This is a genomic window from Pseudofrankia coriaricola, assembly GCF_032027725.1.
Classification (GTDB): domain Bacteria; phylum Actinomycetota; class Actinomycetes; order Frankiales; family Frankiaceae; genus Pseudofrankia.
In genome coordinates this window covers 40926-64052 of the sequence record NZ_JASNFO010000093.1, presented here as the reverse complement: position 1 = coordinate 64052, position 23127 = coordinate 40926, and the positions used below count along the sequence as shown (strand labels likewise).

At 73.1% G+C, this 23127-nt stretch carries 15 protein-coding genes; 13 read left to right on the top strand and 2 right to left on the bottom strand.

Going from position 1 to position 23127, the window contains the following annotated elements:
* The first annotated feature begins 502 nt into the window (after positions 1 to 502).
* From ruvC to QOZ89_RS37790, 12 genes are all read left to right on the top strand, one after another.
* Positions 503 to 1066 carry a crossover junction endodeoxyribonuclease RuvC gene (gene ruvC, locus QOZ89_RS37845; RefSeq protein ID WP_312628798.1) on the top strand — a complete coding sequence of 188 codons (564 nt, stop codon included), beginning with the start codon at positions 503 to 505 and terminating at the stop codon, positions 1064 to 1066.
* The gene (gene ruvA, locus QOZ89_RS37840; protein ID WP_071052864.1) at positions 1063 to 1683 is read left to right on the top strand and encodes a Holliday junction branch migration protein RuvA; all 621 of its coding nucleotides are present in this window, start codon (positions 1063 to 1065) and stop codon (positions 1681 to 1683) included. Before ruvC ends, ruvA begins: the two co-directional genes overlap by 4 nt.
* Positions 1684 to 1789: 106 nt before the next feature.
* A complete protein-coding gene (gene ruvB, locus QOZ89_RS37835) occupies positions 1790 to 2869 on the top strand; it encodes a Holliday junction branch migration DNA helicase RuvB (RefSeq protein WP_312628793.1) in 1080 nt (359 codons plus the stop codon).
* A 285-nt stretch (positions 2870 to 3154) separates the two neighbouring features.
* Positions 3155 to 3637: a preprotein translocase subunit YajC gene (yajC, locus tag QOZ89_RS37830; protein ID WP_312628808.1), complete on the top strand. Its 483-nt coding sequence runs from the start codon at positions 3155 to 3157 to the stop codon at positions 3635 to 3637.
* Between the two features lie 133 nt (positions 3638 to 3770).
* Positions 3771 to 5648: a protein translocase subunit SecD gene (gene secD, locus QOZ89_RS37825; protein WP_397428920.1), complete on the top strand. Its 1878-nt coding sequence runs from the start codon at positions 3771 to 3773 to the stop codon at positions 5646 to 5648.
* A 1-nt stretch (position 5649) separates the two neighbouring features.
* Positions 5650 to 6861 (top strand): protein translocase subunit SecF, encoded by a 1212-nt coding sequence (gene secF, locus QOZ89_RS37820; RefSeq protein ID WP_312628791.1) that lies wholly within the window; start codon positions 5650 to 5652, stop codon positions 6859 to 6861.
* A gap of 9 nt (positions 6862 to 6870) precedes the next feature.
* Positions 6871 to 7482 (top strand): adenine phosphoribosyltransferase, encoded by a 612-nt coding sequence (locus tag QOZ89_RS37815; RefSeq protein ID WP_312628789.1) that lies wholly within the window; start codon positions 6871 to 6873, stop codon positions 7480 to 7482.
* Between the two features lie 181 nt (positions 7483 to 7663).
* Positions 7664 to 10342 carry a RelA/SpoT family protein gene (locus QOZ89_RS37810; RefSeq protein ID WP_312628787.1) on the top strand — a complete coding sequence of 893 codons (2679 nt, stop codon included), beginning with the start codon at positions 7664 to 7666 and terminating at the stop codon, positions 10340 to 10342.
* 30 nt (positions 10343 to 10372) lie between these two features.
* Positions 10373 to 13312 (top strand): RelA/SpoT family protein, encoded by a 2940-nt coding sequence (locus QOZ89_RS37805; protein WP_312628785.1) that lies wholly within the window; start codon positions 10373 to 10375, stop codon positions 13310 to 13312.
* A gap of 547 nt (positions 13313 to 13859) precedes the next feature.
* Positions 13860 to 14606 carry a dienelactone hydrolase family protein gene (locus tag QOZ89_RS37800; RefSeq protein ID WP_157910602.1) on the top strand — a complete coding sequence of 249 codons (747 nt, stop codon included), beginning with the start codon at positions 13860 to 13862 and terminating at the stop codon, positions 14604 to 14606.
* Positions 14607 to 14753: 147 nt separating this feature from the next.
* Positions 14754 to 15896, top strand: a complete 1143-nt coding sequence (locus tag QOZ89_RS37795) for a CaiB/BaiF CoA transferase family protein (RefSeq protein ID WP_071052854.1) — start codon at positions 14754 to 14756, stop codon at positions 15894 to 15896.
* A 2-nt stretch (positions 15897 to 15898) separates the two neighbouring features.
* Positions 15899 to 17113 carry a CaiB/BaiF CoA transferase family protein gene (locus tag QOZ89_RS37790; RefSeq protein WP_071052853.1) on the top strand — a complete coding sequence of 405 codons (1215 nt, stop codon included), beginning with the start codon at positions 15899 to 15901 and terminating at the stop codon, positions 17111 to 17113.
* Positions 17114 to 17978: 865 nt separating this feature from the next.
* Here QOZ89_RS37790 and QOZ89_RS37785 read toward each other — a convergent pair.
* Positions 17979 to 19442 (bottom strand): helix-turn-helix transcriptional regulator, encoded by a 1464-nt coding sequence (locus QOZ89_RS37785; protein WP_071052858.1) that lies wholly within the window; start codon positions 19440 to 19442, stop codon positions 17979 to 17981.
* Between the two features lie 696 nt (positions 19443 to 20138).
* On the opposite strand from QOZ89_RS37785, the gene QOZ89_RS37780 reads away from it, so the two are divergent.
* Entirely contained in the window at positions 20139 to 21935 is a 1797-nt protein-coding gene (locus QOZ89_RS37780; RefSeq protein ID WP_312628804.1) for a DEAD/DEAH box helicase, read from the top strand.
* Positions 21936 to 22013: 78 nt separating this feature from the next.
* On the opposite strand, the gene QOZ89_RS37775 is transcribed toward QOZ89_RS37780, so the two are convergent.
* Entirely contained in the window at positions 22014 to 22937 is a 924-nt protein-coding gene (locus QOZ89_RS37775) for a peptidylprolyl isomerase (RefSeq protein ID WP_071052852.1), read from the bottom strand.
* Between the last annotated feature and the right edge of the window lie 190 nt (positions 22938 to 23127).

Genomic DNA, 23127 nt, shown 5'->3' with positions numbered 1-23127 from the left:
CACGTTGGCTCCGCGCCGGGGCCGGGCCCCCGCGGCCCCCCGCCTCCGCGCCAGCGTGGATGCGTCGCACTTGAACGTCACCAGTCCGAAGCGGCACCCACGCGGCGCCCCACTTCGCTTCGCTCGTAGGGACTTCCCCGGAGGCACGACCACGAGCGAAGCGACGTGGCCCCGCCCGGTGTGCGGCTTTGGCTTGGTGACGTGCGACGGGACGCAACCGCGCTGGGCGCGGAGGCGCACCTCGCGGAGGCCCTCCTACGAGCGAAGCGACGTAGGGGGGCCGCAGCGAGGTCGCCGTAGCGCCCGTGAGCGGAGGAGGACACGGCGCGGAGGTCCCTTGGGAGCGAAGCGAGTAAGGGGCCGGAGCGCCGTGCCCGGACGGAGCGAACCAGAGACACAGCTTCCGCGTGTCGGCGATGTCCGGATGCGTCGGGCGCCTAGGATCCGAACAGGCGTTCGCTGTCCTGGCGATCGGGCTCCTGTCCTGGTGGAGGTTTGGCGCGTGCGGGTGCTGGGCGTCGATCCGGGGCTGACGAGGTGTGGGCTTGGGGTTGTGGACGGTGGGGGTGCGGGGCGGCGGGCGACGCTTGTGGATGTGGGGGTCGCCCGGACGCCGGCCGATGAGGACGTGGCGATCCGGCTGCGGGACATCTCGCTGGAGATCGAGTCCTGGCTGGACCGGCACCGCCCGGACGCGGTCGCGGTGGAGCGGGTGTTCAGCCAGGCCAACGTGCGCACTGTGATGGGCACCGCGCAGGTCGGCGCGGTCGCGATCGTGCTCGCGGCGCGGCGCGGCCTGCCGGTCGCCCTGTACACCCCGAGCGAGGTCAAGGCCGCCGTCACCGGCAGTGGCCGGGCGGACAAGAGCCAGGTGACCTTCATGATCACGAAGCTGCTCGACCTCGCGGCGCCGCCCAGGCCGGCGGACGCCGCCGACGCGCTCGCGCTCGCGCTGTGCCATGTCTGGCGCGGGCCCGCGCTCGCCCGGGTGCGTGCCGCGGCGGCCGGCGTGAACGCCGCCCGAGCCGCCGGCGCCGCGCCGCGGCCGGCCGGGGGACCGGCGTGATCGCGTCGGTCGCCGGCACGGTGCTGTCGGTGTCGCCGACCGCGGCCGTGGTCGAGGTCGGCGGGGTGGGGCTCCTGGTGCAGTGCACCCCGGCGACGCTGGCCGGGCTCGCGGCCGGCGAGCCGGCGCGGCTCGCGACCACGCTGGTGGTCCGCGAGACCGAGCTGACGCTGTACGGGTTCGCGGACGCGGACGAGCGGGAGGTGTTCGAGATTCTGCAGGCCGCCGGCGGAGTCGGCCCGAAGCTCGCGCAGGCCGTCCTCGGGGTGCTGGCGCCGGACGACGTGCGCCGCGCCGTCGCCGAGGAGGACCTGGCGGTGCTGACGAAGGTGCCCGGCATCGGCCGCAAGGGCGCCCAGCGGATCGTGCTGGATCTCAAGGGCAAGCTCGGCCCGCCGGCGGGTGGCGCGACGCCGCGCGCCGGCCTCGGCGCCAGCGCCTCGGGACGGATCATGCCCACGCCGCGGACTGCGGCCGAGCAGGTGACGGACGCGCTGGTCGGCCTCGGGTACTCGACCCGCGAGGCGGCGGACGCCGTGGAGGCGACGGGCGACGGCGCCGAGGGCGACGTCTCCGCCCTGCTGCGCTCCGCGCTCGCCGTCCTGCGGCCGCGGTAGGCGGCTCCTCGTGGACCATCATCGCGCGCGTCGGGGCCGGCTACCGGGTCCGCGTGACGCGGGCCCGGTAGCCGGGCGGTAGGGAGTGGACGGGACAGTGGGGGGCATGGGAGGCGAGGAAGGGCTCGTCACGGCCGCTGCCGACGCCGAGGAGCGCGCGTTCGAGGCGGGGCTGCGGCCGAGGACGCTGGCGGAGTTCGTCGGGCAGCGCAAGGCGCGGGAACAGCTGTCGATCATGCTGGCTGGCGCGCGCGGCCGGGGGCGCCCGCCGGACCACGTGCTGTTCTCCGGGCCGCCCGGCCTCGGCAAGACCAGCCTCGCGATGATCATCGCGCAGGAGATGGCGGTACCGCTGCGGCTCACCAGCGGCCCGGCGATAGAGCGGGCCGGTGACCTGGTCGCCGTCCTCACCGCGCTCGCGCCCGGCGAGGTGCTCTTCATCGACGAGATCCACCGGATCGCCCGCCCGGCCGAGGAGCTCCTTTACTCCGCGATGGAGGACTTCCGCGTCGACGTGGTGCTCGGCAAGGGCCCCGGCGCGACCGCGATCCCGCTCGACGTCGCCCCGTTCACCCTGGTCGGGGCCACCACTCGGGCGGGCCTGCTGACCGGGCCGCTGCGCGACCGCTTCGGGTTCACCGCCCACCTCGACTTCTACGACACCGACGAACTGACCGCCGTGCTCACCCGCTCTGCCCGGCTGCTCGGGGTGGAACTCCGGCCGGAAGGGGCGGTCGAAGTGGCGGGGCGTTCCCGCGGCACCCCCCGGATCGCCAACCGGTTGCTGCGCCGGGTCCGCGACTACGCCGAGGTGCGCGTCGACGGGATCATCACCCTGGAGGTCGCGAGGGCGGCGTTGCGGGTGTACGACGTCGACCCGCTCGGGCTCGACCGGCTCGACCGGGCGGTGCTCACCGCGCTGGTGAAGCGGTTCGGCGGCGGCCCCGTCGGGCTTACCACGCTCGCGGTGTCCGTGGGTGAGGAGCCGGACACGGTGGAGGACGTGGCCGAGCCGTTCCTGCTGCGCGCCGGCCTGCTCGCCAGGACAGCCCGCGGCCGCGTCGCCACCCCTGCCGCCTTCACCCACCTCGGCTACGACCCTCCGGCCGACCCACTGGGACGCTCCCAGACCATTCCCACGCCTCTGTTCGAACCGGGTTTCGAGGCCGAGGCCGACGCCAACTGAGTAATTCCATCGACCCAACCGTCAGCCACCCGGCATCGCGCATCGCCCTGGCGATCTGTTCACGCAACCCAGCCGTGGAAAGTGGCGGGCGCATCAGCGCAGTGCCAACCCAGCCACCTCGCTCACCCGTAGCCAGGCCAACCACCATCATTTGCCCGGGCCCAGCACCACGCAGGGAGGGCGCTTCGCGCCCGGCGAGCTGCCGCGGGGCCGGGCGCTCCACGCTCGGCCCCGCGGCAGCCGTACGATCGCCGCGACACCTAGGAGGGGCAGGACGTGCACGTAATGGCAACCGCCGCGATCGCGGCCGGCGACATCGCAGCCGACGACAAGGGCGGTGGCGGCGCCGGCAGCTGGCTGCTGCCGATTCTGATCATTCTGGTTGGGGTGTACTTTTTCACCATCCAACGCCGGCGATCGCGGGCGAACCAGCAGGAGCAGTCGAAGCTCGGCCCGGGCAGCCTCATCATTACCCGCGGCGGGCTCTACGGGACGGTCGTCGAGGTCGACGGCCAGGACGTGCTCCTGGAGATCGCGCCGGATGTCGTGTGCCGGTTCAGCCGGGGCGCGATCGGCCGGATCGTGAGCACGCCGACGACCGGTGCCGACGAGGACACGGCCCAGACGCCGGATGACGAGGCGCCGAGCGCCGACGCCTCGCCGGCCGGAACGCCCACGGACGAGGCGTCCGCGCCGTCGGGCGAGCCGACGAGCGAGGAGCGCCCCGCGCCCGGCGACGCGGGCAAGTCGCCGAAGAAGGAACTGTAGGCGTCCCTGTGTCGTAAGAAGAACGACGCATCCGGTGCGGGCTGGGCGGCTAACGTCCTCATCCCGTCGCCCGTCGGATACGTTTGGCTCCGGCCGGGATCATCGTTGACCCGGCGGGCAGAAGGGAAATCCGTTGGCACGTCGGTCGACGCGGTCGCGCGAGACACGGCCGTTCTGGCTCCGGCTGGGTCTTCTCGCCGGTGTGCTCGCGGTGCTGTACGGGATCATGGCCCTGACCGGGACGCTCACGCCCCGCCTCGGCCTGGACCTGCAGGGCGGGACGAGCGTCATTCTCACGCCGAAGTCGACCCAGGCGGGCCAGAAGGTCAACAGCGGCGCCGTCGACAAGGCGATCGACATCATCCGCCAGCGAGTCGACGGCCTCGGTGTCGCCGAGTCCGAGGTCAAGCGCAGTGGCAACCAGATCGAGATCTCGGTGCCCGGCCGCGGCCGCTCCGACGTCGTCAACCTCGTAGGCCAGACCGCCGAGCTCCGGTTCCGCGAGGTCTTCACCTCCGGTGCCGCGGCACCCGCGCCCAGCCCGACGGCCACCCCGACCGCCGGCGCGACCGCCTCGGCGTCGCCGTCGGCGGGCTCCACGCTGGCACCGGCGAGCGGGCAGCCGACCGCCGGCGCCTCCGCGTCGCCGACGTCATCCGCGAGCCCCGCCGCCGCCTCGTCGCCCACCGCGACCACACCACCCACGCCCACCGCGACACCATCCGCGAACGCCGCCGCCACCCCGTCCGCGACACCGACACCGACGCCGTCGGCGAGCGCCAGCGCGGCGGTCGACGCCAACACGCCGCCCGCCGCCATCCAGAAGAAGTACGACGCGCTGACCTGCGCCCCGGCGGAGCTGCGCGCCTCCGGCGCCGCCACCGACGCGCCCGGGGACTGGACCGCCGCGTGCGACCGGAACGGCGTCGTGAAGTACCTGCTCAAGCCGGCGAAGGTGATCGGCACCGACGTGAAGACCGCGTCGGCGGGCCTGCTGTCGAGCGGCGGCACGACCAACGTCTCGACCGGTGAGTGGGTCGTCAACGTCGACTTCACCGGCTCGGGCCAGAACAAGTTCACCAAGTTGACCGAGGACACCATCGGCAAGCAGGTGGCGATCGTGCTTGACGGCGTCGTCCAGTCAGCGCCGACGACCAACGAGCGCATCCCCGGCTCGGCCCAGATCTCCGGCACGTTCACCCAGTCTGACGCCGAGGACCTGGCCAACGTGCTGAAGTACGGCGCGCTGCCGCTGGCGTTCGAGAAGTCGCAGGCGGAGTCGATCTCCCCGACGCTCGGTCGTCACGAGCTCAAGGGCGGCCTGCTGGCGCTTGGGATCGGCCTCGGACTGGTCATCCTCTACTCGTTCTTCTACTACCGGCTGCTCGGCATCGTCGTGATCAGCTCGCTCGCGGTCAGCGGCGTGCTGATCTACGCCGCGGTGACGCTGCTCGGCGAGGCGATCGGGTTCACGCTCACGCTCGCCGGCATCGCCGGCCTGATCCTCTCGGTCGGCGTGACGGCGGACTCCTTCGTCGTCTACTTCGAACGCATCAAGGACGAGGTCGCCCAGGGCCGGACCACGCGGGCGGCGGTCGAGCGCGCCTGGCCGGCCGCGCGGCGCACGATCCTGTCGGCGGACACGGTCTCGTTCCTCGCCGCCGCCGTGCTCTACATCGTCTCCATCGGGTCGGTGCGCGGCTTCGCCTTCACCCTGGGGCTCTCGACGCTGTCCGACGTGGTCATCGTGTTCGTCTTCACCAGGCCGCTGGTGACCCTGCTGGTCCGCCGCAGGCTGTTCACCTCGCCGAAGTGGTCGGGCCTCAGCTCATCGAAACGCGCGGCCCCCGACGGCGCGGAGCGGCCGCGGCTCTCGCGCCGGGTCGGCGCCGTACCGGCCGCCGGGGCGCCAGCCGGCAACACCACGCCCCAGGGAGCGCCAGCCGGGGCGCCGCCCGGCCAGCGGCCGGGGGCGCGTGCCGCCAGACCCGGACAGAAGCGGGAGTCCTGAGATGTCGGCGATCACCCGGTTCTACCGCGGCGAGTTCTGGTTCGACTTCATCGGCCGGCGCAAGATCTGGTATCTGTTCTCGGGCATCCTGCTGGCGATCTGCGTCATCAGCATGATCGTGCGCGGCTTCTCGCTGGGCATCGACTTCTCTGGCGGCGCCGTCTTCCAGTTCCCGGCGAACGGCCACTCGGTCGAGGATGCCCGCGGCACGCTGAGCTCGGCCGGGGTGAACCCGAACGACGCGGTCATCCAGCAGCTGGAGACCAGCAAGCAGCTGCGGGTCCAGACCCCGGTGCTCACCGACGCCCAGACCGACGCGGTCACCAAGCAGGTGACGGAGGACTTCGGGGCGAAGGACACCGACATCGCGGTGTCGACGGTCGGCGCCTCCTGGGGATCCACCATCACGAACAAGGCCATCGAGGGTCTTGTGATCTTCCTCGTGCTGGTGATGGCCTACCTGACGTTCCGGTTCGAGTGGAAGATGGCGGCCGCCGCGATGGTGGCGCTGATCCACGACCTTGTGGTCACGCTCGGCATCTACTCGCTCGTCGGGTTCGAGGTGACGCCGTCCACGATCATCGCGCTGCTGGCCATCCTCGGTTTCTCCCTGTACGACACGGTTGTCGTCTTCGACCGCATACGGGAGAACACCGCGGGGATCGCGACGTCCAGCCGGCGTACCTACGCCGAGGCGACCAACGACTCGCTCAACGAGACCCTGATCCGCTCGCTGAACACCTCGTTCATCGCGCTGATCCCGGTCGGCTCGCTGCTGTTCGTCGGCGCAGGCCTGCTCGGTGCCGGCACGCTGCAGGACCTCGCGCTCGCCCAGTTCGTCGGTATCGCCTCGGGCACCTACTCGTCGCTGTTCCTCGCCTCCCCGCTGCTGGTGGACTTCAAGCAGCGTGAGCCCGTGGTCCAGGCCCTGCAGGCGCGGGTGCTGCGGGCGCGGGCGAGCGCCGCGCGCACGGGCGCGGCGGCCGACGCCACGGCGCCGGGCAGGAGCACGGGCACGGCACCGCGCGTCCCGCGCCTGGCTGGGGCGGCCGGCGAGGTGGACGCCGGCGTGGCCGACGTCGGTGAGGAACGGGAACCGGCCTCGGCGGGGGTGCCGCGCCGGCCGGGCGCCCGCCCGGGGCAGCCGGCCGGGCGCGGACGCGCCGCGCCGCGCCGCGGGGGCGGACGCCCCGGCGGGAAGCGGCGGCGGTAGGAAGGCGCCATGACGAGCATCGAGACTCCCTCCACGGGCCGCGTGGCGCCCGAGTCGGCCGCGGCGGCCGACGCAGGCCTCGAGGACGCAGGCCTCGAGGAGGCCGCGGCGGCGCTGCGCGCCCATGTGCGCGATGTCCAGGACTTCCCCCAGCCGGGCGTGGTGTTCAAGGACATCACTCCACTGCTGGCGACCCCGGCCGCCTTCGGGGTGGTGCTCGACGCGCTCGCCGGCACGGCCAGGCGGCTTGGCGCGACCGTGGTCGCCGGCATCGAGGCCCGCGGCTTCCTGCTGGCGGCGCCGGTCGCCGACCGGATCGGCGCGGGGATCGTCCCGATCCGCAAGCAGGGCAAGCTGCCCGGCCCCACGGTCACCGAGTCGTACGCGCTGGAGTACGGCACGGCCGTCCTGGAGATGCACGCCGACGCCGTCGGCGCCGGCGACCGGGTGCTCATCATCGACGACGTCCTCGCCACCGGCGGCACGGCCGCCGCGGCCGCCAACCTGCTGCGCCACAGCGGTGCCGAGGTGCTCGGCCTCGCCGTGCTCATGGAGCTCACGTTCCTGGCCGGCCGGCGCCAGATCCCATCACTGGAAGTAACCACCCTCCTGGCAATCTAGGTCCCTGGCTCCCGCCGGGCGCGGGCATCCGCCGGCGCGTGGGGGCCCAGCCCGACCTGCCCACTCGATCGCCATCAGGGCACGGCCTCGGGGCTTCAGCGTCGGCTTGGTTGGGTTGCGGAAGGCCCGCGGCTAACCCAGCGTTAGTCTCGAAGTCAGACTTTCCGGCAGGAGCGGCCCAGTGCCCGACGCAATCCCGGTGATAACCGGCGGCGGACAGCTCCCGGCGCCCGGGCCCACGACGGGCCCGTCGCCGGAGCGGCGCCGTGGGCTGCCCAGAACCGGGGCCCAGAGCGGCGGCGTGCGTGCGGCCGGCGAAGAGGCGGGCGCTGCCGCTTCGACGGAGGCCGACCGGCCCGCCACGGAGACCGAGGCCGCCAGGAACGGCGTCCCGGCCACCGGCTCCGCCGCGGCCTCCGGCCCGGCTGGCGGCGGCGGTGGCGCTGCTGGCAGCGCTGCCAGCGGTAACGCTGCCAGCGGTAACGGTGGCCCCGCTTCAGGCGCGTCGGTCGTGGCGGTCGGCGGGGGCGTCCTGGCCGGCGGCCCGGTGCCGGACGAGCTGCCAGAGGACGGTGCCCCGGTGCAGCCCCGGCTGGGCCACGAGTCGCCGCCCCTGCCGCGGCGGCTGCGCAGCCGGCTCTCACGCCTGTCCCCGCATCGCGAGACCCCGCCGTCCGCGCTGGACCCGGTGCTGCGCGGCCTGCTCACCAACCACCCGAAGGCGGACATCGGGCCGGTCCAGCTGGCCTTCCAGGTGGCCGACGCGGCGCATGCCGGGCAGGTGCGCGCCTCCGGCCATCCCTACATCACCCACCCGATCGCGGTCGCGAGCATCCTCGCGGACCTGGGCATGGACGTCCCGACGCTGTGCGCCGCGCTGCTGCACGACACCCTCGAGGAGACGACCCTCACCGGCGACGCGATCCGGGAGCAGTTCGGCGACCAGGTCGCGCTGATCGTCGACGCGGTCAGCCGGCTGCAGAAGGTCAACGCCGGCGAGATGGCGCAGGCGGAGATGATCCGCCGGATGGTGATCGCGATGGCACGCGACCCGCGGGCCCTCGTCGTCAAGCTCTCCGACCGGCTGCACAACATGCGCACGCTGCGGTTCCTGCCCGAGCACCGGCAGGAGCGCAAGGCCCGCCAGACGCTGGAGGTCTACGCGCCGCTCGCGCACCGGCTCGGGATGAACTCCCTGAAGTGGGAGCTGGAGGACCTCTCCTTCGCCGCCCTGTACCCGAAGCGTTACGACGAGATCGTCCGACTGGTCGCCGACCGTGCGCCCAGCCGGGACGTCTACCTCGCCGACGTCACCGCGGGGGTGCAGTCCTACCTGTCGGAGGCGGGGATCCCCTCGGTGGTCGTCGGCCGGCCCAAGCACTACTACTCGATCTACCAGAAGATGGTCGTGCGCGGCCGGTCCTTCGACGACATCTACGACCTGGTCGGCATCCGGGTGCTCGTCGACTCGGTTCGCGACTGCTACGCCGCACTCGGCACCGTCCACGCGAACTGGAAGCCGATCCCGGGCCGGTTCAAGGACTACATCGCGATGCCGAAGTACAACATGTACCAGTCGCTGCACACGACGGTGATCGGCCCGGAGGGCAAGCCTGTCGAGCTGCAGATCCGTACGCACGGGATGCACAACCGGGCCGAGTACGGCATCGCCGCGCACTGGAAGTACAAGGAGGAGGGGCGGGCCGCCAGCCGCCGCCGCGGTGGCGACGAGCCGGACCTGGCCAGCTGGCTGCGCCAGATTCTCGACTGGCAGCGCGAGTCCGCCGACCCCGGCGAGTTCCTCGACAGCCTTCGCTTCGAGGCGCCGGCAGACGAGGTCTTCGTGTTCACCCCGAAGGGTGACGTCATCCCGCTGCCGGCCGGCTCCACCCCGATCGACTTCGCCTACGCGGTCCACACCGACGTCGGCAACCAGTGCGTCGGCGCGCGGATCAACGGCCGGATCGTCACGCTGGACACCGAGCTCGACAACGGCGACACCGTCGAGGTCTTCACCTCCCGGGCGCAGGGCGCCGGGCCCAGCGAGGACTGGCTGACGTTCGTCCGCTCGTCGCGGGCCCGTTCCAAGATCCGCCAGTGGCACGCGCGCGAGCGTCGTGAGGACGCGGTGGTCGCGGGCCGCGACGCGATCGCCAGGTCGCTGCGCCGCCACAACCTGCCACTGACCAGGCTGATGACCGGCGAGGGCCTGCTCAGCCTGGCCAAGGACCTGCGTTACGCCGACGTGAGCGCGCTCTACGCGGCGGTCGGTGAGAACAACATCAGCGCGCAGGCGGTGGTGAACCGGCTGCTCACCGCGATGGGCAGCCCGGAGGCGACCGAGGAGGACGTCGCCGACACCGCGCTGCCGATCCGCCCGCTGCGCCGCTCCCCCGGCGACCCGGGGGTGCTGGTCTCCGGGGCGTCCGACATCTGGGTGAAGCTCGCCCGGTGCTGCACCCCGATGCCGGGCGACGAGATCACCGGCCTGGTCACCCGGGGACGCGGTGTGTCGGTGCACCGGACCGACTGCGCCAACGTCGGCGACCCGGCGAGCCCGGCGGCGGACCGGCGGGTGGCTGTCGAATGGGCCCCATCTAGCGGCTCGGTCTTCCTGGTGGTGATACAGGTGGAGGCGATGGACCGCGCGAAGTTGCTCTCCGACGTCACCAGGGTGCTGTCGCACCATCACGTCAACATCCTGTCGGCGTCGGTCACCACGAACCGTGAGAACGTGGCGATCAGCCGGTTCACCTTCGAGATGGGGGACGCGAAGCACCTGGGACAGGTGCTCGCCGCGGTGCGCCGGATCGAGGGCGTCTACGACTGTTTCCGGGTCACATCTGGCGTACAGGCCTAGGCCTGCGGCGCCGCAGAGGAGGGCGGGGGGATGGACGCTGGGGCGCGGGCGGCACTGCCGGCCGGGGGAAGTCTGTCGCCGGGTGTGGCGACGCCGTTCGGCGACGACGCGCGCCCGCTGCTGGCCGCCCGCCAGGCCAGCCACCGGCTCGCGCACCTGGCCCGCCGGGTGGCCGCCGGCCGCGGTGGGCAGATCCCGCCGGAGCTGCGCGGCATCGTGGAAGCGCATCGCGACTTCCATCCCAAGGCCGAGATCGGCGCGATCGTGCGCGCGTACGAGGCCGCCGAGCTCTACCACCGCGGCCAGATGCGCCGCAGCGGAGACCCGTACATCATCCACCCGCTGGCCGTCGCCGAGATCCTCGCCGACCTCGGCGTGGACGCGACGACCCTGGTCGCCTCCCTGCTCCACGACACCGTCGAGGACACCAGGGCGACCTTGGAGCTGCTTACCGAGGAGTTCGACAGCGAGGTGGCCAACCTCGTCGACGGGGTCACCAAGCTGGACAAGATGCGCTTCGGCGAGGCGGCCGAGGCCGAGACGCTGCGCAAGCTGATCGTGGCGCTGGCCAGGGACTACCGCGTCCTGCTGATCAAGATCGCCGACCGGCTGCACAACATGCGGACGCTGGGCTTCATGTCGCCGCCGAAACAGGCCAAGATCTCCCGCGTCACCCTGGAGATCCTCGCCCCGCTGGCGCACCGGCTCGGCGTCAGTGTGATCAAGCGTGAGCTGGAGGACCGGGCGTTCGAGGTGCTCGACCCAGACGGGCACCAGCGCACGAAGGTGCTCGTCGACGACTTCGTCGCGGCCGAGCGGGAGGGCGGGCAGCTCACTGCCGTCGTCAGCCGGCTGCGCTCCGGCCTCGGCGAGGCGAAGATCGTCGGTGAGGTGTCCGTGCGCACCAGCCACCTGTTCTCGATCCACAAGCGCGCCCAGGAGCGCGGCCGCCCGCCACGGGACTTCTACGACATCGTCCGGGTGCTGGTGCTCGTCGAGGACGTCCGCGACTGCTACGCCGCGCTCGGGGTGATCCACGGGCTGTGGCGGCCGGTTCCGGGCCGGCTGCGCGACTTCGTCGCCACGCCGAAGTTCAACATGTACCAGTCGCTGCACACGACGGTCACCGACGCGACCGGCCGGGCGGTCGACATCCAGATCCGTACCCGGCAGATGCACGTCCTCGCCGAGACCGGCATCGTCGCCCGCCCCGTCGGCGCCGGCGCCGACGGCGCCCGGCTGGAGGGGCTGGCCTGGCTGCACAGCCTCCTCGACTGGCAGGACGAGGCGAAGGACCCGGGGGAGTTCCTCGAGTCGCTGTCGAGCGACCTGGACGCCGACGAGGTGCTCGCGTTCACCCCCAAGGGGAAGGCGATCGCGCTGCCGGCCCGGTCGTCGCCCGTGGACGTGGCCTACGCGGTGCACACCGACATCGGCCACCGGGCTATCGGCGCCCGGGTGAACGGCCGGCTGGTGCCGCTGCACACCCGGCTGCGCAACGGCGACGTCGTCGAGATCCTCACGTCGAACCTGCCGCACGCCGGGCCCAGCGAGGACTGGCTGTCGTTCGTCCGGACCGCGCGCGCCCGGGTGCGGATCCGGCGCCGCCTCGCACGCGGCCGCCGCGACGCCGCCGAGACCCAGGGCACCCAACTGCCGGTGCCGGCGACGGGCACCTCGCCGGCGGTCACCTCGCCGTCGGCGCTGGAAGTGGGCACTCCGCCGGACGCGACCGCTGCCGCGTCGAAGGCCGCGCGGACCGCCGCGTTGGCGGGTGGGGCGGCGGGCGCCCCTGCCGCCCCCGCCGCCGAGCCGACGGCCGGGGCCAGCCCCGACGTGCCGAGCCAGTCGGCCACCGCCGCGACCCCCACCGCCGCCGGGGCTGCGGCCGTCGCGGGGGCTGCTGACGCCGCTGGGCCCACCGGTACCGCCGCCGCCGCGGGGACTGACGCCGTTGGTGGGACCGCCACCACGGCCGGGCCCGCCGCGATCCCGCCCACTGCCACGGTGGGCGCTGGTGGCGTCGGCCAGTCGGCCGGAGCCGCGTCCGCGGCGGGCGGCCCGACCCCGGCCGCCGAGCTCTCCGCCGATCCGCCGAGGGAGTGGCCCGTCCCGGCCGGCGCGGGCGCGGCGGGTCACGCCCAGATGACCCCCTGGGCGGCAGGCGCGCCGGACGCGCCAGCAGCGGTGACCTGCGCGGCCGCCGCTCCCGCGTCCGCCGTCGAGACGACGCCCGCCGTCGAGACGACGCCCGCCGTCGAGACGACGCCCGCCGTCGAGTCGACGCCCGCCGTCGAGTCGACGGTCGTCACCGAGTCGGCGGCCGTAGCCGGCGCCGCCACCGCTGCTCCTGGCGCTACAGGCGTCGCCGTCGACGTGCGGCCGGCGACGGCCGACGCGGGCACCGCCTCCTCCACTCGCGCGCGAGGGAGCCGCAGTGGGCGACCGGCCGGCGTGCCGGTCGTGGGCAGACGGCCGACGCCTGCCTGGGCGGGCATGGCGTCCCTGGAAGGGCAGACGGACGACGCCCCGGTGCGGATCGCGCGATGTTGTCTCCCGCTGCCGGGGGACAAGCTCATCGGCTTCGTCACGAGCCAGAACGTGAACCACAGCGCGGTGACGCTGCATCGCGCCGAATGCCCGAACACCCGGCCGTCCGGCCCGTCTGGGCCGGTCAGGGAGCCGGTAGAGGTGCTGTCCTGGCGATGCCCGGAGGCGCACACCTTCCCTGCGGAGATCGGTGTCGAGGCCTTCGACCGGTACGGCCTGCTCGCCGACATCACGGAGGTTCTCTCCGACACGGCGGCCGGCCTGCGCGCCGCGTCGACGTCGACGTCCGAGGACCGCGTCGCGCATGCTCGCTTCACCGTCGAGGTGACCGGCCCGGACCAGCTCGACGCCGTGCTGGCCGCCGTCCGCACCGTGGGCGGCGTCTACGACTGCTTCCGCGCCTGCCAGACCCCCGGCTGAGTTGCTGGTTCGCTCCGTCCGGGCGGTGTTGCTGGTTCGCTCCGTGCGGGCGGTGTTGCTGGTTCGCTCCGTGCGGGCGGTGTTGCTGGTTCGCTCCGTGCGGGCACGGCCCTCCGGCCCCTTACTCGCTTCGCTCCCAAGGGACCTCCGGGCCGTGTCCTCCTCCGCGAACGTGCGCTACGGCGACCTCCGCTGCGGCCCAACCACTTCGCTTCGCTCGTGGCCGGGCCTCCGCGGAGGTGCGCCTTCGCGCCAGCTCAGGTGCGTCACGCTTTGACGTCACCAGTCCGAAGGCGCCTCCGCGGGGAGACTTCGCTTCGCTCGTAGGGGGTCTCCGCGGAGGTGCGCCTCCGCGCCCAGCACGGTTGCGACCCGCTTGACCGGCACCAAACCGGGAGCCTGATCCCTGAGCCGGCGACTTCGCTTCGCTCGTCCGCGGCAGGCGGACGACGGTCATCGCTGGCGGTCCTGCTCGGCCGGACCTAGTATTCACGTCGCGACACTGCCACGAAAACTGGTGGACCGAGCCTGAGGTGGGCCGATCGAGGTGGAGTCCGACTTAGCGTCAGCCGAGCGCTTCCTGCCTGGCCCGGCGTCGCCCGTAGTGACGCCGGAAGGCCCGGGGCCGTTTCCCGGCGTCGTCCTCGGGGCGGAGGCCTACGGCGTCAACCCGTTCATCCTGGACGTCCAGCGACGGCTCGCCGACCTGGGCTACGCGTCGACGGTGCCCGACTACTACCGCGGCCAGGGCCCGGCCAAGACCGAGGCCTACGACGACTTCACCGAGGTCCGCGAGCACGTCGACCGGCTCGACTTCACCCGCGGCGCACGCGACCTGGCCGCCGCCGTCGACGCCCTGCGCGCCCATCCCGCCGTGGACGCGCGCAGGGTCGCCGTCTGGGGCTACTGCACCGGCGGAACGCTGGCCTGGCTCGCCGCCTGCGGCCGTGGAGACGTCGCCGCCGCGGTGCTCTACTACCCGAGCCAGCCCCGCTTCCACGAGCTCGGGCCACGCACGCCCGTGCACCCGCTGGACCTGCTCTGGCAGCTCACCTGCCCGGCGCTGTTCCTCTACGGCGAGGCCGACTCGGTCGCGCCACCGGAGCTGCTCGACGAGCTGAGGACCCGCATCGAGAGCTGGGGCGTCGACGCCGAGGTCCGCCGCTACGCCGGCGCCGGTCACGCGTTCAGCTCCCCATGGGGCCCAATGCGGGACGAGGCGGCGGACCTCGCGGCCTGGGCGGACGCGACCGCGTTCCTAGACCAGCACCTGCGGCCCGTTCAGAGCCCCTGACCGCCCATTTCGGACGAACCATTCCTGACCGACCATCGGATCACCGGCCGGGCGCCGCCGGCGCGCCACCCCCGGGCCCTCGGAGCCCTCGGGAGCGCCGGCCCAGATCCGGGTGGACGGCTGAGACGGAAGGCCTAGGCGCGGCCCATGCAGGCTCTTGACGGTGTTCGTGTGCTGGATCTGACCGGCGGGATCGCCGGGCCGCTCGGCGTGCTGCAGCTCGCCGAGCACGGAGCTGACGTGATCAAGGTCGAGCCGCCGGGCGGCCGGCCCGGACGGGCCGAGCCCGCGTCCGTGGTCTACGACCGCAGCAGGCGCTCGGTGACGCTCGACCTGAAGAGCGCCGACGGCACGAGGCTGTTCCGAGAGCTGCTCGCCACCGCGGACGTGCTGGTGGAGGCGTTCGCGGCCGGGACGATGGCCGGCCTCGGGCTCGGCTACGCCGACCTGCGCGACGAGTTCCCCCGGCTCGTCTACTGCGCGGTGCCGGCCTGGCCGGCTGGAAGCCGCTTCGCGGACCGGCCCGGCTACGACGCGCTGGTGTCGGCACGGGCCGGGCTGCACTGGGAGGTCCCGAGCCACCGCCCCGGGCCGGTGTTTCAGCACAGCCCGGTGGCGAGCCTCGCCGCCGCGTATCTCGTCCCCGTAGCGATCATGGCCGCGCTCGTCGCCCGGCAGCGCACCGGCCGGGGCCAGCGGGTCGAGGTGTCGTTGCTCGCGGGGGCGATGTCGCTGACCACCCAGAACTGGAACTGGACCGACACCGGCCAGCATGGCCTGCCGAACTCGTTCCCCTCCATCCACCAGGCCGGCATCTACGAGTGCGCGAACGGCGAGTGGATCCATGCGGCGATGGTGACCGGCGGGAAGCCGACCCGCACCGAGGGCGAGATCCTCGGCATCGAGGACGTCGAACCGGCCGTCGTCTACGCGATGTCGCCGGCCGAGCGGGCCGCGCGCGAGACGAAGAAGGCGGCGGCCTTCGCCTGCCGTGACCGCGCCGAGCTGATCGGCGAGTTCCACGCCGCCGGGCGCAACGCCGAGCCGATCGGGCCGCCGCACGAGCGGTTCAGCCATCCGCAGCTGCTGGCCACCGGATCGGTGGTCGAGGTCGTCGACCCCGAGGTTGGTCCCACCACCCAGGTCGGCCCCGTCGTCTTCCTCGAGGCGACCCCGGGCGCGGTGGCCGGGCCGCGCCCGACGGCCGGGGCGCACACCGACGAGGTGCTCGGCGCGCTCGGCCACGACGCCGCCGAGCTCGCCGACCTGCGCGCGAAGGGAGTGATCTGACCGTGCCCGGGCCACTCGAAGGCATTCGCGTCATCGACTTCGGCCAGTTTCTGGCTGGCCCGTTCGGGCCGATGCTGCTGGCCGACCTCGGCGCCGAGGTCATCAAGGTCGAGTCGATCCACGGCGACGGCATGCGCCACCGCAACGTCGGCCCGTTCCTGGGCTGCCAGCGCGGCAAGCGCGACATCGTTCTCGACCTGAAGAAGCCCGAGGGCCTGGCCATCGCGCTGCGGCTGGTCGCGACCGCCGACGTCGTCCACCACAACATGCAGAAGGGCATCGCCGACCGGCTCGGCATCGGCCACGAGCACTGCAAGGCGGTGCGACCCGACATCCTGTACTGCAACACGTACATGTACGGGCCGGTGGGGCCGTACTCCCACCTGGGCGGGCTCGACCCGCTCGGCCAGGCGGCCAGCGGCATCGAATGGGAGCAGGGCCCGGTCCCCGAGGGCAACCCGCCGCTCTGGTACCGCTACGGGCACGGCGACATCGCCGCCGCCATCCCGTCGGTCTTCGGCGTCCTGGTCGCGCTCTTCCACCGCGGCGGCACCGGGGTGAGCCAGTCGGTGTGGACGTCGATCCTGCACGGCAGCATGCTGCACACCGCCGACTCCTGGCTCGCCGCCGACGGCACCCCGTCGCCGCGCGGCACGCTCGATCGCGAGCAGCTCGGCCTCGGCGCGCTTTACCGGCTGTACGAGACCCGGGACGGCTGGCTGCAGCTGGCCGCGGTGCGCCCCGAGCACTGGCCGGCGCTGTGCGCGGTGCTGGGCCGCGCCGAGCTCGCCTCCGACCCGCGGTTCGCCACGCCGGACGCCCGAGAGGAGCGCCGCGCCGAGCTCACCGCCCTGCTCGCCGAGGCGTTCCGCGCCGACCGCGCGCTGGCCTGGGTGCGCGCCCTCGACGCGGCCGGGGTGCCGGCCGAGATCTCGGCGGACACCCGCGACGGCGAGACCCTGCTGTTCGACGAGGACCTGGTGCGCCTCGGCCTGGTCACCGAGCACACCCACCCGCTGCTCGGCCGGGTCCGCCAGTTCGGCAACCTCATGACCTTCAGCGATACCCCGACCCGCCCGGACCGGCCGGCGCCGCTCTACGGCCAGCACACCCGGGAGATCCTCACCGAGCTCGGCTACGACGAGGCGGCCATCGACGACCTCCACGCCCGGGGCGCGGTGGCCTCATGCCCCGACAATTACCCCTATCCCGTGTGAACGCTCATTTTCCGGGCTCAGTATTTCGGGCCGGACTCCGTTCCCATTCGAGGTTCCGTGGGTCCACGCCGATGTCGAAATACCCTGCCGCCGGACAAGCGAGAATACGGTAACCGGCTCCGGCCGACCGGCTATTCCACAAGCGGAGCCGTATTTCTGGTCCGCTCCGGCCCCGCGCTCGGCCCGGGGTTGGGCGGGAAGGTTGTTGCTGGTTCGCTCTGGGACAAGCGTGGGGTCGGGGCTAAAGGTTGTTTCTGGTTCGCTCCGTCCGGGCGGCGCGCTCCGGTCCCTTGCTCGCCTGGCGGCTCGCAAGGGACCTCCGCGCGCCGTCCTCCTGCGCTCACGTGCGCTACGGCGACCTCGCTGCGGCCCGACCCACTTCGCTTCGCTCGTAGGCAGGCCTCCGCGAGGCGCGCCTCCGCGCCCAGCACGGTCACCCGCCGCTGGAACGTGCAGCACCCTGGCCGGGCCTCGTGTCGGGGGCATTTCGCTGCGCTCGTGGGGTGGGCTTTACGCCCAAGCGGTGGTTCCCGCGAAGGATCTAGCCCCGTGTCGGGGCCGGTTTTGGATTGGTGACGTTGCAGCGGGACGCCACCGGGCCGGCGCGGAGGCCCGTCCACGAGCGAAGCGAGGTGGCGGCTATGCGAGAGCTGCCGGCTTCGGGTTGGTGACGTTACGGCGGCACGCAACCGAGCTGGCGCGGAGGCGTACCTCGCGGAGGCCCGGCCCACGAGCGAAGCGAAGTGGGTCGGGCCTCCGCGAGGTCGCCGTAGCGCACGTGAGCGGAGGAGGACACGGCGCGGAGGTCCCTTGGGAGCGAAGCGAGTAAGGGGCCGTAGCGCCGTGCCCGCACGGAGCGAACCAGCTATACAGCGAGGGCGCGGAGTTGTTCGTCGAGGTCGCGGACGGCGACGGTGGACTGCCACGGGGCGAGGCGTTGGCGGACCCGCTGGACGCGGCCGAGGCCGAGGGAGAAGTCCGTCTGCGCGACGATGGCCAGCGCGTCGGCGGCGAACCGGCAGGAGCTGTCGATGTCGCGCCGCTGGAGGTGCACCTCGGCGATGTCGGCGAGCAGGAGGGAACGCTTCTTGGTGGCGGCGGGGCCGGCCGCGCGCAGCGCGTCGCTGGCCGCCGCGTAGGCGGCGGTCGGGCGGCGTAGCCGCATCATCGTGGTCACCCGCAGGCCGTCGAGGCGGCCTCGGTCGAAGAATCCGGTCCAGACCCGGTCCGGCGTGTCGGCCTTCGCGAACGCCTCCTGTGCCCGGTCGACCGCGGCGGCCGCCGCGCGGCCGTCGCCGCGCGCCGCCTGCTCCTCGGCCTCCCTGGCGGCGAGCCATGACCGGGTCAGGGGGTTCGCGCCGCGCCCGATCCGGCGCTGTGCCTCGGCGAGCAGCGCGCAGGCCTGGTCGTGGCGGCCGGCCGCGCCCGGCTGGTAGCTCTCGTAGCCGAGCACGCAGGCCCACAACGCCGGATCGTCGGCCTCCCTGGCGGCCTCGATGGCCACCCGGTAGTAGGCGAGCGCCGAGGCGCTGTCGTTCATGTCGAACGCCAGCCAGCCGGCCAGCGCCGCCGTCTCGCCCGCGGTGCTGGCGAGCTCGCGCCGGATCGGGGAGCGGGTCGTCGACTCGAGCAGCTGGGTGAGGGTGGACAGGTGGCCGGTGACGCGGCCCAGCAGTGTGCGGGCGGGCACCCGCTCCTCCAGGCCGAAAAGCCCGGCGGTGTGCTGGCTGAGCTGGTGGGCGAGCTCGGGGGTGACGGGGCTGCGCTGGCTGAGGGCCGCCGAGAGCCGGTCCCAGGGGGCCTCGTCGGCGGCGCCCGCAGTGGCCACCGCGGCGCCGATCGGGACGACGGCGACACCGCCGGCCGCCATCATCCGCAGGAATCCGCGCCGCTCGACCGGAATGCCGTGCACATCCTCGTCGGCGCGCAGGACAATCGGCGACGTCGGGTCGACATGGTTTCTGGAGCTGTTCGTGGCCATGGTGCTCACTACGTGCGGGTCCACGACATCCGCTATACCCAGAATTCCCGCCGTCATGCCCGGCGCGGACACACCCGTCGACGGGTCGTCGTCGATGAACCCGAGTTCCGCTGATGAACGGTGGAAAAGTGCGCGCAGCAGCCGCTGGTAACGCAGGCTTGGTTTCTTGTCGCCCTTCTCCCACTTGCAGATCATGTTGCCGGTGACGCCGGCCTCTCGGCCCTCGTGTAGAACCGCGAAACGGCGCAGCTCGACCGCGAGTCGCTCCTGGGACCAGCCTTTCTCCTCCCGGCAGGTGCGCAGCCGCCCATTGGGCGTGCGCGCGGGCGCCGGCCTCGCCGCATCCATCTCGGAATCGGGTGGGCCGACGGCTGGGCGGGGCTGGCCGGGCTGGCGGTGAGCGCCCGGGCCGGCGGTGTTCTGGCCGCGGTTGCCCTGACCGGTGTGGGCGCCCCGGGCAAGTGTGACGCGACCGCGGTCGGAGGCCAGCATGCGACGCGGTTCTGTCGCAATGGGACGGGCCTCGGTCCCGACTTGTGCCGGCATCGCGCAACCTCCAGGTCAGGCAATGGACACGATCAGCGTAACCGGTTGGAAAGGCAGGTCCACCGCTGCCCGCTCCGGAATTGTTCACGGAACGTGCAGGCCCGAGTTTCGGCAAACGGAATGTAGCTACCCGTTCGGCGCTCCGTATTCAGTCCGTGGCCTCGGCGTGGCGCACCGTGACTGCATGTGCATCTTGTCGTGCAGATGGTCGTCACCAACGCTCGTGCCGCCTACCGTGCTGGAAATCCTCGCCGGCCCGATGTGGTGCAGATCACTCTGCTTCGCTGTCGGTAACAACCCCAGGCATCGGGCGCGGGCGTCCTGGGCTGGCATGGTCATCGCGCCGTCACCCGTTCCGTGCCGCGCCGCGCGCCGCCGCCTGGCCACCGGGAGGCGGGCGTCGGCGCGGCGCTGGCCCCGGGGGCGACCAGTTGTCGGTGGTGCCCCATAGAGTCAGAGCCCGTGAACGTCCGCCACCAATCCGAGCCAACCCGGCAGATACAGCGGCAGACCGCCGAGACCGTTCCTGGCCCGCGAACCGTGGGGCGCCCGCTGCGGCAGTGGCAGCGGGTGGCGCTGGAGCGTTACCGCACGACCTCGGCCGCCGGTGGCCGCGACTTCCTCGCGGTCGCGACGCCGGGCGCCGGCAAGACGACGTTCGCCCTGACGGCCGCCGCCGAGCTGCTCGCCGCCGGTGTGGTGACGGCGGTGTCGGTCGTCGCGCCGACCGAGCACCTCAAGCGGCAGTGGGCGGACGCCGCCGCGGGTGTCGGCATCTCGCTCGACCCGAACTTCCGCAACTCCGCGGGCGCGACCTCGCGCGACTACACCGGCGTCGTGCTCACCTACGCCCAGGTGGCCGCGCATCCGGCGCTGCACCTGGCCCGCACCAAGGCCAGGCGGACGCTGGTGATCCTCGACGAGATCCACCACGGCGGCGACGCCCTGTCGTGGGGCGACGCCATCCGGGAGGCGTTCAGCCCGGCCACGCGCCGCCTGGCGCTCACGGGGACCCCCTTTCGCTCCGACGTGAACCCGATCCCGTTCGTGACCTACGTGCCGGGGCAGGACGGGGTGACGCGCAGCGTCGCGGACTCGTCCTACGGCTACGCCGAGGCGCTGCGCGACGGCGTCGTCCGTCCGGTGATCTTCCTCGCGTACTCGGGCGAGATGAGCTGGCGCACCAGCGCCGGCGCCGAGCTCACCGCCCGGCTCGGCGAGCCGCTGAACAACGAGCAGACGGCCGCCGCGTGGCGCACGGCGCTCGACCCGAAGGGCAACTGGATCCCCGCGGTGCTCGCGGCGGCCGACATGCGGCTGACCCAGGTCCGCCGCGGCGGCATGCCGGACGCGGGCGGCCTGGTGATCGCGACCGACCACGCGAACGCCCGCGCCTACGCGGGGCTGCTGCGCCGGATCAGCGGCACCGAGCCCACGGTCGTGCTGTCCGACGACCCGACCGCCTCCGACCGGATCGAGGCGTTCCGCCGCTCGACGGACCGCTGGATGGTCGCGGTACGGATGGTCAGCGAGGGCGTCGACGTGCCGCGGCTGGCGGTCGGCGTCTACGCGACGTCCGTGGCGACGCCGCTGTTCTTCGCGCAGGCCGTCGGCCGGTTCGTGCGCGGCCGCGGGCGGGCGGAGACCGCGTCGGTGTTCCTGCCCAGCGTGCCCGTGCTGCTCGACCTCGCCGGCCAGATGGAGGTCCAGCGCGACCACGCGCTGGACAAACCGCTGCGCGAGCCGGAGGGGTTCGACGACGACGCGCTGCGCGAGGCCAACCGGCGCCGCGACACCACCGACAAGCCGGACTCACCGTTCACCGCGCTGGACTCCTCCGCCGAGCTGGACCGGGTCATCTTCGACGGCGGCGAGTTCGGCGCGCCGGCCGCGGCGGGCTCGGCCGAGGAGGAGGACTTCCTGGGCCTGCCCGGCCTGCTGGAGCCCGAGCAGGTCGCCACGCTGCTGCGCCAGCGCCAGGCCTCGCAGGTCGCCGCCGAGCGCGCCCGCAAGTCCAAGGCGGCCAAGGACACCGCGGCGGGCGTCGCGCCGCCGGCCCAGGCCGGCCCGCCCGCGGTCGAGGAGGAGGGCGACCGCCCGGTCCACGAGGTGATCGGCGAGCTGCGTAAGGAGCTCAACCGGCTGGTCGCGGCCAACAACCACCGCTCCGGCCGCCCCCACGGCATGATCCACGCAGAGCTCCGCCGCGCCTGCGGTGGCCCGCCCAGCGGCCAGGCCACCGCGCCCCCGCTGCGCGCCCGGATCGACCCCGCCCGGAAGTGGAACGCCTCCTAGCGCCGTGAAACGCCACCGGGGCTGACCTCCGCGAGGTCAGCCCCGGCTGGGCTGTCGGGCTTGCCCTTGCCGTACCCGTCAGGACGTCGGGCTGGCGGTGGCGGTCGGAGCCGGCGACGCGGCCGGGCTCGTGGCGGGCGCCGGCGACGCGGACCCGGTGGCCGCGGGCTGCTCCTGGTCGACGGTGATGGAGGTGATCTGGGGCTTGGTGACGGGAGCGCCGTCCGAGCCGCCCTCCTCGACACCCGGGCTGGTGATCTTGTCGAGGATGTCCAGGCCCTGGGTGATCTGGCCGAAGACGGTGTAGCCGCCGGCGAGCGCCTGGGCGCCCTCCTCGCTCGGATCGGCGTAGTTGATGAAGAACTGGCTGCCGTTGGTGTCCGCGCCGGCGTTGGCCATGGCGAGCACGCCGCGGTTGTAGTTGACGCCCGCGGTGTTCTCGTTCTTGTAGGTGAACCCGGGGCTGCCCGAGCCGGTGCCGGTCGGGTCGCCGCACTGCAGGACGTAGATGCCGGCCTCGGGCCCGAAGGTCTCGCGGTGGCAGGGGGTGTCGTCGAAGTACTTCTGCTGCGCCAGCGCGTACATCGCGTGGACCGTGCACGGCGCCTTGGCCGGGTCGAGGGTCGCGACCATCGTGCCCAGGTTCGTGTTGATGGTCATCGTCGCGGGCTTGGTGCTCACGGCCGGCGCCGCGGCGGGCATCGAGACGTCCTTCGCCGGCGCCTGGCCGGAGGCGTCCTTGGTGTAGACGCAGTCACCGACCTTGGTGGTGGCCGCGTTCGCGCTCGCGCTCGGGCTCGCGGTGGCCGTGGCGGTGCCGCCGTCACCGGTGGTGGCCAGCACGACGGCCGTGATCGTGCCGCCCAGCACGACCACCAGCGCGGCCGCGACGATGGTGATGATCCGCTGCCGCCGACGGCGGGCGGCCTGCCGGCGCTCCGCCGCTCGCTGCGCTCTGGCCATCTCCAGCTCGCGCCGTCGTCGCGTCTTCGAGTTGCTCACCTACCGGGCCTCCCTGCCCTCCGCACGCCCTGCCCCTACCGTCCGCGTCCAACAGTGATCCCGAGGATCATGGCCGCCGAGCGTGCGAAAGAAGATCATTTTCGCACGCTCTTTGGCCTTTCGGCCGCCGACCGCCCAAGCCTGTTGAGTCCGGCTAAGTGTTGCCTTGGTATCGCCTTAGCGGAACCTT